Below are 15642 nucleotides of genomic sequence, written 5' to 3'. Positions count from 1 at the left end.
TCATGCCTTCTGTTGAATGTGTTGCACGAGCTTCGCCGGCACGCCGCCGATCGAACCCGCTCCCATCGTGATCACCACGTCGCCGTTCCGGGCGACCTTCGCCAATGCGTCCGGCACGTCGTCGACCGTCGCGACGAACACCGGGTCAACCTTGCCCGCCGCGCGCAGCGCGCGCGACAATGCGTCGCCGCTGGCCGTCGGGATCGCGGCCTCGCCGGCCGCATAAACTTCGGTCAGCACCAGCGCATCGACGGTCGACAGCACGTTGACGAAATCGTCGAAGCAGTCGCGTGTGCGCGTATAGCGGTGCGGCTGGAACGCCAGCACGAGGCGGCGGCCCGGGAACGCTCCGCGCGCGGCCGCGATCGTCGCCGCCATCTCGACCGGGTGATGACCGTAGTCGTCGATCAGCGTGTACTGGCCGCCGTCCGCGCTCGGCACCTCGCCGTAGCGCTGGAAGCGCCGGCCGACACCGTTGAACTCCGCCAGCGCCAGCTGGATCGCGTCGTCCGACACGCCGAGATCGGTCGCGATCGCGATCGCCGCGAGCGCGTTCTGCACGTTGTGCAGGCCCGGCATGTTCAGCACCACCGCGAGCGGCGCGCGCCCTTCGCGGATCACCGTGAAATGCATCCGGCCGTCGCGCGCGTCGATGTCTTCCGCGCGCACCTGCGCGTCCGGCGACAGGCCGTAGCGCACGACCGGCTTCGAGATGAACGGGATGATCTGCCGCACGTTCGGATCGTCGACGCACACCACCGCGCTGCCGTAGAACGGCAGGCGCTGCGTGAATTCGATGAACGCCTGCTTGAGCCGCGCGAAATCGTGGCCGTAGGTGTCCATGTGGTCGGCATCGATGTTCGTGATGACTTCGATCACCGGATACAGGTTCAGGAACGACGCATCCGACTCGTCGGCCTCGGCGACGATGAAGTCGCCCGTGCCGAGCCGCGCGTTCGCGCCGGCGCTGATCAGCCGGCCGCCGATCACGAAGGTCGGGTCCAGCCCGCCCGCCGCGAGCACGCTCGCGACGAGGCTCGTCGTCGTGGTCTTGCCGTGCGTGCCGGCGATCGCGATTCCCTGCTTCAGGCGCATCAGCTCCGCCAGCATCACCGCGCGCTGCACGATCGGCACGCGCTTCGCGCGCGCGGCCAGCACTTCCGGGTTGTCGGAGCGCACGGCCGTCGACACGACGACCGCGTTCGCGCCCTCGATGTTCGCCGCGTCGTGACCGATCGCGATCCGCGCGCCCAGCGCTTCGAGCCGGTCGGTCACCGCATTGCGCGACAGGTCCGAGCCGCTGACCGCGTAGCCGAGGTTGGCCAGCACTTCGGCGATGCCGCTCATCCCCGCGCCGCCGATCCCGACGAAATGAATGTGTTTGACGATGTGTTTCATTGCAGTTGTTCCAGGTTCGCGCCGGCCGCCTTCGCGCAGACGCGCGCGACTTCGTCGGTAGCCTCGGGCTTCGCGAGCGAGCGCGAACGTTCCGCCATGTCCGCGAGCGAGGCCCGCGACTGGCCGCGCAGCCAGTCGGCGAGCAGTTCCGCCGACAGGTCGCGTTGTTGCACCAGCACGGCCGCGCCCGCATCGGCGAGAAACGCGGCGTTGGTCGTCTGGTGATCGTCGACCGCATGCGGGAACGGCACGAACAGCGCCGCCACGCCCACCGCCGCGATCTCCGACACCGTCATCGCGCCCGACCGGCAGATCACCAGATCCGCCGCCGCATACGCGGCCGCCATGTCGTCGATGAACGGCACGAGCCGCACGTCCTCGCCGGCCGCGAAACCGGCCGCTTCGTAATTCGCCTTCAGTGCCTCGATGTGCTTCACGCCGGCCTGGTGCACGACGCGCGGACGCTCGCCCGGCGCCAGCAGCGCCAGCGCGCGCGGCACGACTTCGTTCAGCGCGGCCGCCCCGAGGCTGCCGCCGACGACCAGCACGTTCAGCGGGCCGCCGCGCGACGCATAGCGTGCCTGGGGCGGTTCCGTGTGCGCGAGTTCCGCGCGAATCGGGTTGCCGGTCCATTCCGCGTGCGGCAGCGCGCCGGGGAACGCGACGAGCACGCGCTTCGCGAGTTTCGCGAGCACCTTGTTCGTGAGGCCCGCGATCGAATTCTGTTCATGCAGCACGAGCGGACGCCCCGACAGCGCGGTCATCACGCCCGCCGGAAACGTGATGTAGCCGCCCATCCCGAGCACGACGTCGGGCCGCACGCGGCGCAGCGCGCCGAGGCTCTGCCAGCATGCGCGCAGCAGGTTGACCGGCAGCGTCAGCTTGGTCTTCAGGCCCTTGCCGCGCAGCCCGCCGAACCGCACGTACTCCATCGGAATACCGTGCTTCGGCACGAGCGTCGCTTCCATCCCGGCCGGATTGCCAAGCCATACGACGCGCCAGCCCGCCGCTTCCATCCGGTGCGCGACCGCGAGCCCCGGGAACACGTGGCCCCCGGTGCCGCCTGCCATCACCATCAGCGTGCGTTGCGACGCGGTCATACCTTCCCTCCGCGCATCAGCACCCGGTTCTCGTAGTCGACCCGCAGCAACACCGCGAGCGCGACGCAGTTCAGCAGGATGCCGGAGCCGCCGTAGCTCACGAGCGGCAGCGTCAGGCCCTTGGTCGGCAGCAAGCCGAGATTCACGCCCATGTTGATGAACGTCTGCGCGCCGAACCAGATGCCGATGCCCTTCGCCATCAGGCCCGCGAACGTGCGATCGAGCGCGAGCGCCTGGCGGCCGATCTCGAACGCGCGGCGCACGATCCAGTAGAACAGCAGGATCACGACCAGCACGCCGACGAAGCCGAGCTCCTCGCCGATCACCGCGAGGATGAAGTCGGTATGCGCTTCCGGCAGGTAATTCAGCTTCTCGACGCTGCCGCCGAGGCCGACGCCGAACCACTCGCCGCGGCCGAACGCGATCAGCGAGTGCGTGAGCTGGTAGGCCTTGCCTTGCGCATAGCGCTCGTCCCACGGATCGAGATACGCGAAGATCCGCTCGCGACGCCACGGCGACAGCCACACGAGCATCGTGAACGTGCCGACCGCCGTCGCGACGAGGCCGCCGAACAGCTTGCCGTTCACGCCGCCGAGGAACAGCACGCCCATCGCGATCGCGGCGACCACCATGAACGCGCCCATGTCGGGCTCGAGCAGCAGCAGCGCGCCGACCAGGCCGACCGCGAACGCCATCGGCAGGAAGCCCTTCGCGAAGCTCTGCATGTATTCCTGCTTGCGCACCGTGTAGTTCGCCGCGTAGATCGTCACCGCGAGCTTCATGATTTCCGACGGCTGCATGTTGGTGATGCCGAGCGGAATCCAGCGGCGCGCACCGTTCACGCCCTTGCCGACGTGCGGGATCAGCACGATCACGAGGCCGACCAGTGCGATCAGGAAAAGATGCGGCGCGTACTTGTCCCAGGTCGACACCGGCACGCGGAACGCGAGCACCGCCGCGATGAACGCGACGGTGAGCGACACGCAGTGGCGCATCAGGAACGCGTAGTCGTGATACGACGCGTATTTCGGCGAATCGGGCATCGCGATCGACGCCGAATACACCATCACGACGCCGAGCCCCAGCAGCGCGATCGCGACCCACAGCAGCGAATAGTCGAAATCGAGCATCCGCGAACGGCTCGGGCGCACGCCGTTGACGACGCTCGCGAGGCCGCCCGTCGCGGCGCGCGTGGCCGACGCGACGCGGCCGCCCGCGGCATTGCCGCCGGTGTCGCGCCGGTCGTTGAAACGGGAGACGAGGCGATCGGACCAGCTCATGGCGTCGCTCCTTTGTCGATGGCGATTTCGTCGACCGCCGCGCGGAACACTTCCGCGCGATGGGCGTAGTTCCTGAACATGTCGAGGCTCGCGCATGCAGGCGACAACAGCACCGCATCGCCCGGCTCGGCCAGGTCGGCCGCCGCGTGCACCGCGCCTTCGAGCGTCGCGTGGTCCACGAGCGGCACGCCGGTTTCGGCGAGCGTGTCGCGGATCGCCGGCGCGTCGCGGCCGATCAGCATCACCGCCCGGCACCAGCGCGCGACCGGCGCGACCAGCGGCGCGAAATCCTGCCCCTTGCCGTCGCCGCCCGCGATCAGCACGATCTTCTGCGCGAGCCCGTCGAGCGCGGCCACCGTCGCGCCGACGTTCGTGCCCTTGCTGTCGTCGACGTAGTCCACGTCGTCGATCGTCGCGATCACTTCGACGCGATGCGCTTCGCCGCGGTATTCGCGCAGTGCGTGCAGCAGCGGCGCTGCCGGCAGGTCGATCGCGCGTGCGAGCGCGAACGCGGCCAGCGCGTTCGCCGCGTTGTGCAGCCCGCGGATGCGCAGCGCGTCGGCCGGCATCAGGCGCTTTTGCGCGATGTCCGGCGTATGCGCGGCGTCGCGCTTGCGCCGGCGGGTCGTCGTCGCTTCATCCGGCGCGTCGCGATCGACGGCTTCCACCAGCCACGCGATGCCGTTGTCGCGCGACAGCCCGTAGTCGCCGTCCTGCGTCGGTTCGTTCAGACCGAACGTGACCGTGCGCGGCGCGTCGGCCGCGCCGGCGGCGGGCGCGAACTTCATCACGGCCGCGTCGTCGCGGTTCAGCACGCGCGTCGTCGTCGCGCCGAAGATCCGGCCCTTCGCCTGCGCGTACGCGTCGAAGCTGCCGTGCCAGTCGAGGTGGTCCTGCGTGATGTTGAGGATCGCGGCCGCATCGGGCGCGAACGTGCGTGCCGTCTCGAGCTGGAAGCTCGACAGTTCGAGCACCCATACGTCGGGCAGCGCGGTGTCGTCGATCGCGCTCGCGAGCCGGTCGAGCATCGCCGGGCTGATGTTGCCCGCGACGGCGACCTTCTTGCCCGAACGCTGGCACAGCAGGCCCGTGAGGCTCGTCGTCGTGGTCTTGCCGTTGGTGCCGGTAATCGCGATCACCTTCGGCTGGTAGCCGCTCGTGCCGAGCGCGCGCAGCGCCTGCGCGAAGAATTCCAGCTCGCCCCATACCGCGACACCGCGCTCGTGCGCGGCGGCAAGCAGCGCGGCGAGCGCCGGTTCGAGCGGCGACAGGCCGGGGCTCAGCCCGACGATCTCGACACCGCCGTCGAGCAGCGCGGGCGTGAACGCTCCGCCGACGAATTCCGCATCGATGCCTTCGGCCTGCAGCGCGGCAAGGTGCGGCGGCGCCTCGCGGGTATCGGCAATACGCAGCCGGCACCCGTGCCTCGCGCACCATCGCGCGATCGCGAGACCCGATTCCCCGAGCCCCAGTACGAGCACCATCGGCCGTTGCCGATCTCCAAACATCTCGCCAGACATCCTTGTTACCTTTCCTTTACCGCAGCTTGAGGGTGGTCAGACCGAACAGGCACAGCATCAGCGTGATGATCCAGAAACGCACGACCACCTGCGTTTCCTTCCAGCCGGACAATTCGAAATGGTGATGCAGCGGCGCCATCTTCAGCAGGCGCCGCCCTTCGCCGTAACGCTTCTTCGTGTACTTGAACCACGACACCTGCAGCATCACCGACAGCGTTTCCGCGACGAAGATGCCGCCCATGATGAACAGCACGATTTCCTGGCGCACGATCACCGCGACCGTGCCGAGCGCGCCGCCGAGCGCCAGCGCGCCGACGTCGCCCATGAATACCTGCGCGGGGTGCGTGTTGTACCAGAGGAACGCGAGCCCGGCCCCGCCCATCGCGGAACAGAAGATCAGCAGTTCGCCCGCGCCCGGGATGTGCGGGAACAGCAGGTATTTTGAATAGACCGCGCTGCCCATCACGTACGCGAACACACCGAGCGACGCGCCCACGAGCACGACCGGCATGATCACGAGGCCGTCGAGCCCGTCGGTCAGGTTCACCGCGTTGCTCGCGCCGACGATCACGAAGTAGGTCAGCACGATGAAGCCCCACACGCCGAGCGGATAGCTGATCGACTTCAGGAACGGCAGCATCAGGTCGGCGCGCGCCGGCAGCCCCATCGACAGGCCGCTGCGCACCCACGCCATGAACAGGTCGAACACGCGCACGTTGTTCGCCTCGGACACGCTGAACGCGAGATAGACGGCCGCGAACAGCCCGATCACCGATTGCCAGAAATACTTCTCGCGCGACGACATCCCGCGCGGATCCTTGTGGACGACCTTGCGGTAATCGTCGACCCAGCCGATCACGCCGAAACCGAACGTCACGAGCATCACGATCCAGATGAAACGGTTCGTCAGGTCGCCCCACAGCAGCGTCGCGACCGCGATGCCGATCAGGATCAGCACGCCGCCCATCGTCGGCGTGCCGGACTTGACGAGGTGGGTCTGCGGGCCGTCCTTGCGCACGGCCTGCCCGACCTTCATTTGCGTCAGCTTGCGGATCACCCACGGTCCGCACACGAGCCCGATCCCCAGCGCGGTGATGGTGGCCATCACCGCACGGAACGTGAGGTACGTGAACAAGCGCAAAAAGCTTGCGTCTCCTTGCAGCCATTGCGCCAGCGCCAGCAGCATGCTTCCTTCCTTCTACTCAGTGTGCGGCGGGCACGGTGCCCGCCGCGGGTTGGTTCGTCAGCGCGTCGACCACGCGCTCCATCTTCATGTACCGCGAGCCCTTCACGAGCACCGTCGCCTGCGCGCCGTAACCGGCCGCGAGCAGCGCCGACACGAGCGCGCCGACGTCGTCGAAATGGCGCGCAGTGTCGCCGTAGGCCGTGCACGCGTCGCGCGACGCGTCGCCGAGCGCGAACAGCGCGTCGATCCCGCGTTCGCGCGCGTACGCGCCGATCTCGCGGTGGAATGCCGGCCCTTCGTCGCCGACTTCGCCCATGTCGCCGATCACCAGCACACGTGGCGCCGGATGCGCGGCGAGCACGTCGATCGCCGCACGCATCGAATCGGGGTTCGCGTTGTACGTATCGTCGACGACCGTCGCGCCCGCGAGGCTGCCGACGCTCGCGGGCTTCACCTGCAGCCGGCCCTTGACCGGTTCGAACGCTTCGAGACCCTGCCGGATCGCCGACAGCGCGACGCCGGCGCCGAGCGCCGCGGCCGTCGCGGCCAGCGCGTTACGCGCGTTGTGCTCGCCGAGCGCACGCAGCCGCACCGTGACGGCGCCGGCCGGCGTATCGATCGCGAGTTCGCCGCCGTGCATGCGACCGACGATCTGTGCGTCGTTCTGCCGTTCGGCGTCGTGCAGCGCGAAATCGAGGATCCGGTTGCCGGTTGCCGCGACGCGCCAGATGCCCGCGTACGCGTCGTCGGCCGGGAACACCGCGACGCCGTCCGGCGGCAGCGCGTGGATCACGGCCGCGTGTTCGAGCGCAACGGCTTCGACCGTCGCCATGAATTCCTGGTGCTCGCGCTGCGCGTTGTTGACGAGCGCGACCGTCGGCGCGGTGAGGCGCGCGAGGACTTCGGTTTCGCCCGGATGGTTCATGCCGATCTCGATCACCGCGAGACGATGCGCGGCCGACAGGCGCAGCAGCGTCAGCGGCAGGCCGACATCGTTGTTCAGGTTGCCGGCCGTCGCGAGCCGCGCGTCGGCACCGACCGCCGCCGCGAAGATCGACGCGATCATTTCCTTGACGGTCGTCTTGCCGTTGCTGCCCGTCACCGCGACGACCGGCAGCGGGAATCGCATCCGCCAGCCGTGCGCGAGCGCGCCGAGCGCGGCACGCGTTTCGCCGCCGGCGATCATCGGCATCGCGACGCCCGCCGGCGCGTGCGCGACGAGCGCCGCAGCGGCCCCGCGCGCGGCGACGTCGCCGAGAAAGTCGTGCGCGTCGAAGCGCTCGCCCTTCAGCGCGACGAACAGGTCGCCCGGGCCGACCGTGCGGCTATCGGTCGACACGCGGTCGAACGTGACGCCCGCGTCGCCGTGGACGGTGGCGCCGGGAATCAGGCGGGCGGCTTCGCCGAGACTGAGCATCGTCATTCGGCGCCTCCCTTGCCGTGCGTGGCGCGCGCTGCAAGCGCGAGCCGCGCGTGATCCTGGTCGGAGAAGGTGCGCTTCTTGCCCATGATTTCCTGCGTAGCCTCGTGGCCCTTGCCGGCCAGCACGACGACATCCTCGCGTGCGGCGCCGCGCACCGCCTGCAGGATCGCGCTCGCGCGATCCTCGATACGGCGTGCACGCTCGGGCGCGGTCATGCCCGCGATGACCTGGTCGATGATGTGCTGCGGATCTTCGCTGCGCGGGTTGTCGCTCGTGACGACGACTTCGTCGGCGAGCCGCTCCGCGATCGCGCCCATCAGCGGGCGCTTCGTCGCATCGCGATCGCCGCCGCAGCCGAACATGCAGACGAGCCGGCCGCCGCGCGCCGCGGCGATCGGGCGCAGCGCGTCGAGCGTCTTGTCGAGCGCGTCGGGCGTATGTGCGTAATCGATCACGACGAGCGGTTCGTCGTTCTGCAGCCGGCCGCCGAGCCGCTGCATCCGGCCATTGACCGACTCGAGCCGCTCGATCTCGGCGAGGGCCGCGTCGAACGGCACGTCGGCCGCGAGCAGCGAGCCGAGCACGGCGAGCAGATTGCTGACGTTGAACGTGCCGAGCGTGCCAACCTCGACGTCCGCGTCGCCCCACGACGAACGCAGGCGGAAGGCGGTACCCGTCGCGGTGGCGCGCACGTCGAGCGCGACCAGTTCGCGATCGGCGTCGGGCGCCGGTGCGTCGCCGATCCCGTACGCGATCGTGCGCACGCGGCCGGCCAGCTTCTCGAGCAGGCGGCGGCCAGCCGCATCGTCGCGGTTGATCACCGCCGCGCGCAGACCGCGCCACGCGAACAGCTTCGCCTTCGCGGCCTCGTACGCGTCGAACGTGCCGTGATAGTCGAGGTGATCCTGCGTGAGGTTCGTAAACACCGCGATGTCGAACGCCGTCCCGTTCACGCGACCCTGGTGCAGCGCATGCGACGACACTTCCATCGCCACGGCCTGCGCGCCCGCCGCACGCAATTGCGCGAGGCTGCGCTGCAGTTGCGGCGCGTCGGGCGTCGTGAAGCCGGTCGGCACGAGCTGGCCGGGCATCCCGGTGCCGAGCGTGCCGATCACCGCGCACGGCTGATGCAGCGCCGTCAGCGCGGTGGCGATCCACTGCGTGCACGACGTCTTGCCGTTCGTGCCCGTGACACCGACCGCGAGCAGGCTGTCGCTCGGATCGCCGTACCAGCCGCTGGCGATCTCGCCCGCGAGCTGGTCGAGCGCCGGCACCGCGAGGGCGACGGGGACGGCCGGCGCATCGGTCAGCCCGTCCGGCTGATACAGCACGGCGGCCGCACCGCGCGCGACGGCGTCGGCCATGAAAGCGCGGTTATCCGCCCCGTCGACCGCATACGCGACGAACACGTCGCCAGCCTGGAGGCTGCGCGTGTCGGCATGCAGTTGCGCCGCGGGGGCCACATGCTGACGCAGCCACGCGAGCGCGGCTGCGATCTGCTGATGCGCCGGATGGGAACTGCGGGCGGCGCTCATCGAACTACTCCTGGTGAATTACGCGTCGTGCTGGACACGATCATATGCTTTGCGCCGCTACCCGCGGCCAGCTTTTGCGGGCCCTTGGCGGCAGGCGATTCCGGCGAATCGTCGGACACGACGAGCTGCTTGATCGGCATGTTCGGCGGCACGTTCAGCGCACGCATCGTGTCGCCGGCGATCGCGGAGAATACGGGGCCGGACACCTGGCCGCCGAAGTGGCTGCCGGCCGTCGGCTCGTCCACCGACACCGCGATCACGACGCGCGGATTCGGCATCGGCGCCATTCCGACGAACGACGCGCGGTACTTGCGCGTATAGCCGTGACCTTCGTGCTTGTACGCGGTACCGCTCTTGCCGCCGACGCGATAGCCCGGCACGGCCGCATCCGGCGACGTGCCGCCCGGCGCGACCACCGTCTCGAGCATCGCGCGCACTTCCCGCGCGGTGGTGGGGTTGAACACCTGCGTGCCGGCGATCGGCTGATTGGGGTCGGTCTTGAAAATGGTCACGGGCATCAGCTCGCCGTCGTGCGCGATCGCCGTGTACGCCCGGGCGAGCTGGAACAGCGACACCGACAGGCCGTAGCCGTACGACATCGTCGCCTGCTCGATGCGGCGCCAGCTCTTCCACGGACGCAGGCGGCCGGCCACCGCGCCGGGGAACCCGACCTTCGGCGCCTGGCCGAGGCCGATGCTCGTATACATATTCCACATTTCCTCGGGCCGCATCGTCATCGCGATCTTCGTCGCGCCGATGTTGCTCGACTTCTGGATCACGCCGCCGACCGTCAGCGTACCGAAACCCGCGTCGTCGGTGATCGGCGCGCCGTCGAGCACGAAATGCCCGTTGCCCGTCTCGACGAGCGTGTTCGGCGTCACGCGATGCAGGTCGAGCGCGAGTGATACCGTAAACGGCTTCATGATCGAGCCCGGCTCGAACACGTCGGTCATGATCCGGTTGCGCAACTGCTCGCCGGTCATGCGCGAGCGGTCGTTCGGGTTGTACGTCGGGTAGTTGACGAGCGCGAGCACTTCGCCGGTACGCACGTCGACGACCATCGCCGCGCCGGCCTTCGCCTTGAACTTCTCGACGGCGGCCTTCAGGTTCGCGTACGCGATGTACTGGATCTTGCTGTCGATCGACAGGTCGACGTCGGTGCCGTTGTGCGGCGGAATCTGCTCGGCGACATCCTCGATGATGTGCCCCATCCGGTCCTTGATCACGCGGCGCATGCCGGATGTGCCGGACAGCATCTTCTGGTCACCCAGTTCGACGCCTTCCTGCCCTTCGTCCTCGACGTTCGTGAAGCCGATCAGGTGAGCGGTGATCTCGCCTTCCGGGTAGAAGCGCTTGTATTCGTTGCGCTGATAGATGCCGGGGATGTCGAGCGCGGCGACCTTGTCGGCGACGTCGATCGGCACCTGGCGCTTCACGTAGACGAAACCCTTGTCTTCCGACAGCTTCACGCGCAGTTCCTTCGACGTCATGCCGAGGAGCTTGCCGAGCTGGTTGATCTTGTCGGCGTCGAGGTCGTCCGGCACCGCATCGGGAATCGCCCAGATCGCGCGCACGGGCAGGCTCGTCGCGAGCACGAGCCCGTTACGATCGAGGATCTTGCCGCGCGTCGCGGGCAGTTCGATCGTGCGCTGGTAGCGGCTTTCGCCCTGCTTCTGATAGAACGCGTTGCCGGGACCCTGGATCCAGAACGCCCGGGCGGCCAGCGCGACGAACGCCATGAACAGCATGAACACGACGAGCTTCGAGCGCCACATCGGCAGATGCACGCCCAGCACGGGGCTCGACGAGAACTTCACGTTCTGGCGCTTCTGGGACGGCTTCATCGCGCGCCCCCCTTGCCCTTGCCGGCCGTGTCGGCCGACGCCGGGATCGGCGCGTCGATCGCCTTCGCGGCGCCCGGCGGCAGCGTCAGGTATTGCGTGCGGCCGGTCGAGATCGGCTGCATTTTCAGCGAATCGTTCGCGAGCTGCTCGATGCGCGACGTCTTCGACAGCGCGCTCTGCTGATATTGGAGCTGCGCATAGTCCTGCTGGAGCTGGCGCTCCTGCGACTGCGCGCGCTGCAGCTGGATGAAGATCTGGCGTTGCTGGTTCGTCGAGTTGACGACCGACAGCGCGCAACCCATCACGATGATCAGCAGGAAGATATTGAGGCGGCTCATGGCGTGACGCGCTCCGCAATGCGCATCACGGCCGAGCGGGCGCGCGGATTCGCGGCGACTTCCGCTTCGCTCGGAAACTGGCGGCTGATGATCTTGAGCGGCGGGCTCGGGAGGTCGACGGCGCGGATCGGCAGGCGACGATCGACCGCAGGCGCACTCGCGTGCGCCTGCATGAATCGTTTGACGATCCGGTCCTCGAGTGAATGAAAGCTGATGACCACCAGCCGCCCCCCTTGCTCCAGCAACGACAATGCCGCGTCTAGTACGACTTGCAGGTCCGCAAGCTCTTGATTGACGTGAATCCGTATAGCCTGAAAGGTGCGGGTTGCCGGATCCTTGCCCTTCTCACGGGTTTTGACGACGTGACCCACGATTTGGGCAAGCTCGCCCGTGGTGTCGAGAGGCCCAAGACGGTCGGACTCTGCCCGGCGAGCAACAAGCGCCTTTGCAATCTGAAAAGCAAACCGTTCTTCCCCATAATCCCGTATCACCTCCGTCAATTCCTGCACCGAAGCCCGCGCGAGCCATTCGGCCGCCGACTCGCCGCGCGTCGGATCCATTCGCATGTCCAGCGGACCATCGGCGCGGAAACTGAAGCCGCGCGCCGGATCGTCCACCTGCGGCGAGGACACGCCCAGGTCCAGCAACACCCCCGACACCTTCTCGACGCCGCGCGCCGCAAGCGCGTCGCGCATCGAAGCAAAGCTGTCATGCACGATCGAGAAGCGCGCATCCTCGATGCCCTGCGCCGTCTCGATCGCCCTCGGATCCTTGTCGAACGCGATCAGCCGCGCGGCCGGCGCCAGCCGCGCGAGCACCGCGCGGCTATGGCCGCCGCGCCCGAACGTGCCGTCGACGTACACGCCGTCCGGCCGCGTCACGAGCGACTCGACCGCCTCATCCAACAGCACCGTCCGATGCCGCAATTCATTTCCCATCGCGGGCGTCTCCGTCACCGCAATCAGAACGTGAAATTCTTCAGCGCGTCGGGCATGCCCTGCGCCATCGCTGCCTGCTCCTTCGCGTTGTAGGTCTGCGAATCCCACAGCTCGAAGTGACTACCCATTCCCAACAACATGACTTCCTTTTCCAGTCCGGCTGCCATGCGCAGCTCGGGCGATACGAGAATCCGGCCCGCGCTGTCGAGATCGACGTCCATCGCATTGCCGAGAAAAATTCGCCGCCACCAGTGCGCGTCCATCGGCAACGCGGCGATCTTGGCGCGGAACACTTCCCATTCGGGGCGCGGAAACAGCAACAGGCAGCCGTCCGGGTGCTTGGTCACAGTCACCCGTCCTTCTGCCTGTCCTTGCAGCGCTTCGCGATAGCGAGCCGGCACCGACATCCGCCCTTTCGCATCGAGCGTCAGCGCCGACGCCCCTTGGAACACTTTCCGCTCTCCCGTTCAGGGCACCGAAGCACCCGCTCAATGCTGAGAATTTAGCCGGAATAGCCTGCTAAATCACACAAAAATACACTTTCTCACACTGTCTCCCACTTTAGAGGAAGGGTGTGGCACGGTCAAGGGAGCGGCCCGCTTTTTTGACGAATTTTGTTAGTTAGAACAAGGACTTACGCGCACATGCTCATGCGACCCCTCATTCCAAAAACCGTTATAAATGAATGAGCTAGTGCAACTTGTGAAGGTGATACGTGAGAAAGACGGCCCAGACGGGCGTGCGGACGGGGCTTTCGGGGGCGGGAAAACGAGGAGTGAGCGGGCGGTATCGGGGGCGGTGAACCGGGGCGGCGTCCCACGCCACCCCGGCGCCAATCTCAGAGATAGTACGCAGTGCTCGTCATGACTTTCGACGCGGCGCGCATCAGCATCCGCGCGGGCAGCGGCAGCTCGATGCCGCCGGCGTCGGTCGCGGCCTTGCCGTGCTTCACCTCGTCGATCCGCATCTGGTCGACGATCGCGCGCGACGCGGTGTCGGTCGCCGGCAGCTCGGACATGTGGCCTTCGAGATGGCTCTCGACCTGCCGCTCCGTCTCGGCCATGAAGCCGAGGCTGACCTTGTCGCCGAGCGCACCAGCCGCCACGCCGATCGCGAGCGCGCCGGCATACCACAGCGGGTTGAGCAGGCTCGGGCGCGAGTCGAGCTCCTTCAGGCGGTGCGCGGTCCACGCGAGGTGATCCTCCTCCTCGCGCGCGGCCTCCTCGAACATCGCCTTCGCCGACGCCGTGCGCGCGGTGAGCTTCTGCGCCTGGTAGAGCGCCTGCGCGCAGACCTCGCCGACGTGATTCACGCGCATCAGGCCGGCCGCGTGCGTGCGCTCGGCGGGCGTCAGCTCGACGTCCGGCGCATCGGCCGGCGCGGGCACCGGCCGGCTCATGCGGCTAATGCCGGTCAGCGATCGCAGGCCGCGATCGAATTCGCTGATCAGTTCATCCAACACCATCCTGTTCTCCTGGCTGCAGGTGCCGCTGCACGCGGCAAGGGCACAAGTCCGCTGCGTAACCGACTTGATTATTCAGCGGAAATTGCGGTTAACCCGTGATTTTAACCATTGTTGCATAAAGGAAACATGGCGGCGTTGAGCTGCAGCATTTCGCTTTGTGGCAAAAATCGGCTTTGCTACATTACGTGCGACTTCTTGCGAAGTTGATGGGGCCCGTCAACAGAACATAACTATCCGCCCCGCCAAAAAAATTCAGTGATTCTTGGAGATCCGTTAATGAAAAAGTCGCTTCTCGCGCTCGTCGCGCTGGGCGCGTTCGCTGGCGCTGCCCATGCGCAAAGCAGCGTGACGCTTTACGGCATCATCGATGAAGGCCTGCTCTTCAACAACAACGCCGGCGGCAAGCACCTGTACAGCATGGCCAGCGGCGTGATGCAAGGCAGCCGCTTCGGTCTGCGCGGCACCGAAGACCTCGGTGGCGGCCTGAAGGCGATCTTCACCCTCGAAAACGGTTTCGACGTGAACAGCGGCAAGCTCGGTCAGGGCGGCCTGATGTTCGGCCGTCAGGCTTACGTCGGCCTGTCGAGCCAGTACGGTACGGTCACGCTGGGTCGTCAGTACGACTCCGTCGTCGACTTCGTCGGCCCGCTCGAGGCAGGCGACCAGTGGGGCGGCTACATCGCCGCTCACCCGGGCGACCTCGACAACTTCAACAACGCGTATCGCGTGAACAACGCGGTCAAGTTCACGAGCCAGAGCTACGGCGGCTTCACGTTCGGCGGCCTGTACAGCTTCGGCGGCCAGGCAGGCCAGTTCGCGAAGAACCAGGTCTGGTCGCTCGGCGCAGGCTACAACAACGGCCCGCTGGTCCTCGGCGTCGGTTACTTGAACGCACGCACGCCGAACCAGTTCGGCGGCATGTTCAACAACGGTTCGACGTCGTCGTCGGTCTCGTCGCCGATCTACGGCGCGTACGCGAACAACGCGAACACGTACCAGGTCATCGGCGCAGGCGGCGCGTACACGTTCGGCGCAGCGACGATCGGCGCGACGTACTCGAACACGAAGTTCAAGGGCTTCTCGGCAGGCCCGTTCGTGAACCAGACCGCGACGTTCAACAACGGCGAAATCAACTTCAAGTATCAGTTGACCCCGGCGTTGATCCTCGGCGCGGCGTACGACTACACGCAAGGCAGCAAGATCGACGGCAACTCGGCAGCCAAGTACCACCAGGGCTCGCTGGGCGTCGACTACTTCCTGTCGAAGCGCACCGACGTCTACGCGATCGGCGTGTACCAGCACGCATCGGGCAACGTGCTCGATTCGAACGGCAACGTCCTGAAGGCAACGGCAGCGATCAACGGTCTCGCAGGTTCGAGCACCAGCAACCAGGTCGCAGCACGCGTCGGTATCCGTCACAAGTTCTAATCAGCTTGTCTGACAAGCCGCAGCATCTTGAAGGCGCCTTCGGGCGCCTTTTTCTTTTTGGGGGCGGTGGGTCGGTGGATCGACATGCAGACGCGCGTCGCAGCGTGCCGACGCCAGCCGTCAGGTCGAAATGCACGAACTGCCACCGGCTCGCGCACGAAACCCGTGCCCCCCGGCCGATCCACCC

The 15642-nt window shown here is 67.3% G+C and carries 13 protein-coding genes; 1 reads left to right on the top strand and 12 read right to left on the bottom strand.

All coding sequences use genetic code 11. From position 1 onward, the window contains the following. The 12 genes from murC to coq7 form a co-directional block, all read right to left on the bottom strand. Positions 1-1398 carry a UDP-N-acetylmuramate--L-alanine ligase gene (gene murC / locus KU887_RS02740; RefSeq protein WP_006487095.1) on the bottom strand — a complete coding sequence of 466 codons (1398 nt, stop codon included), beginning with the start codon at positions 1396-1398 and terminating at the stop codon, positions 1-3. Continuing rightward, positions 1395-2498: an undecaprenyldiphospho-muramoylpentapeptide beta-N-acetylglucosaminyltransferase gene (gene murG, locus KU887_RS02735; protein WP_006487111.1), complete on the bottom strand. Its 1104-nt coding sequence runs from the start codon at positions 2496-2498 to the stop codon at positions 1395-1397. The genes murC and murG overlap by 4 nt, the downstream gene beginning before the upstream one ends. Continuing rightward, on the bottom strand, positions 2495-3778 hold the full coding sequence (ftsW, locus tag KU887_RS02730) for a putative lipid II flippase FtsW (protein WP_006487115.1): 1284 nt from the start codon (positions 3776-3778) through the stop codon (positions 2495-2497). The genes murG and ftsW overlap by 4 nt, the downstream gene beginning before the upstream one ends. Continuing rightward, positions 3775-5286 (bottom strand): UDP-N-acetylmuramoyl-L-alanine--D-glutamate ligase, encoded by a 1512-nt coding sequence (murD, locus tag KU887_RS02725; RefSeq protein WP_084750961.1) that lies wholly within the window; start codon positions 5284-5286, stop codon positions 3775-3777. Before murD ends, ftsW begins: the two co-directional genes overlap by 4 nt. Positions 5287-5314: 28 nt before the next feature. After that, positions 5315-6484 carry a phospho-N-acetylmuramoyl-pentapeptide-transferase gene (gene mraY, locus KU887_RS02720; protein ID WP_006477019.1) on the bottom strand — a complete coding sequence of 390 codons (1170 nt, stop codon included), beginning with the start codon at positions 6482-6484 and terminating at the stop codon, positions 5315-5317. A gap of 16 nt (positions 6485-6500) precedes the next feature. Next, the gene (gene murF / locus KU887_RS02715; RefSeq protein ID WP_006496774.1) at positions 6501-7907 is read right to left on the bottom strand and encodes a UDP-N-acetylmuramoyl-tripeptide--D-alanyl-D-alanine ligase; all 1407 of its coding nucleotides are present in this window, start codon (positions 7905-7907) and stop codon (positions 6501-6503) included. After that, entirely contained in the window at positions 7904-9442 is a 1539-nt protein-coding gene (locus KU887_RS02710) for a UDP-N-acetylmuramoyl-L-alanyl-D-glutamate--2,6-diaminopimelate ligase (protein WP_069352531.1), read from the bottom strand. The genes murF and KU887_RS02710 overlap by 4 nt, the downstream gene beginning before the upstream one ends. Beyond that, positions 9439-11286: a penicillin-binding protein 2 gene (locus KU887_RS02705; protein ID WP_006487157.1), complete on the bottom strand. Its 1848-nt coding sequence runs from the start codon at positions 11284-11286 to the stop codon at positions 9439-9441. The genes KU887_RS02710 and KU887_RS02705 overlap by 4 nt, the downstream gene beginning before the upstream one ends. Next, a complete protein-coding gene (gene ftsL / locus KU887_RS02700; protein ID WP_006487110.1) occupies positions 11283-11624 on the bottom strand; it encodes a cell division protein FtsL in 342 nt (113 codons plus the stop codon). Before ftsL ends, KU887_RS02705 begins: the two co-directional genes overlap by 4 nt. After that, positions 11621-12562 carry a 16S rRNA (cytosine(1402)-N(4))-methyltransferase RsmH gene (gene rsmH, locus KU887_RS02695; protein ID WP_006496776.1) on the bottom strand — a complete coding sequence of 314 codons (942 nt, stop codon included), beginning with the start codon at positions 12560-12562 and terminating at the stop codon, positions 11621-11623. The genes ftsL and rsmH overlap by 4 nt, the downstream gene beginning before the upstream one ends. Positions 12563-12585: 23 nt before the next feature. Beyond that, positions 12586-13014: a division/cell wall cluster transcriptional repressor MraZ gene (gene mraZ, locus KU887_RS02690; RefSeq protein WP_006487094.1), complete on the bottom strand. Its 429-nt coding sequence runs from the start codon at positions 13012-13014 to the stop codon at positions 12586-12588. Between the two features lie 386 nt (positions 13015-13400). Beyond that, positions 13401-14027, bottom strand: coding sequence for a 2-polyprenyl-3-methyl-6-methoxy-1,4-benzoquinone monooxygenase (gene coq7 / locus KU887_RS02685; protein ID WP_006496778.1), 627 nt, complete (start codon positions 14025-14027; stop codon positions 13401-13403). Positions 14028-14303: 276 nt separating this feature from the next. Here coq7 and KU887_RS02680 point away from each other — a divergent pair, with 276 nt between their 5' ends. Further along, positions 14304-15455, top strand: coding sequence for a porin (locus tag KU887_RS02680; RefSeq protein WP_006487141.1), 1152 nt, complete (start codon positions 14304-14306; stop codon positions 15453-15455). Positions 15456-15642 lie beyond the last annotated feature (187 nt).

The organism is Burkholderia sp. EMB26 (assembly GCF_024730645.1).
Classification (GTDB): domain Bacteria; phylum Pseudomonadota; class Gammaproteobacteria; order Burkholderiales; family Burkholderiaceae; genus Burkholderia; species Burkholderia cenocepacia.
The sequence above is the reverse complement of the archived record's forward strand: the minus strand, read 5'-3'. Positions and strand labels throughout refer to the sequence as shown.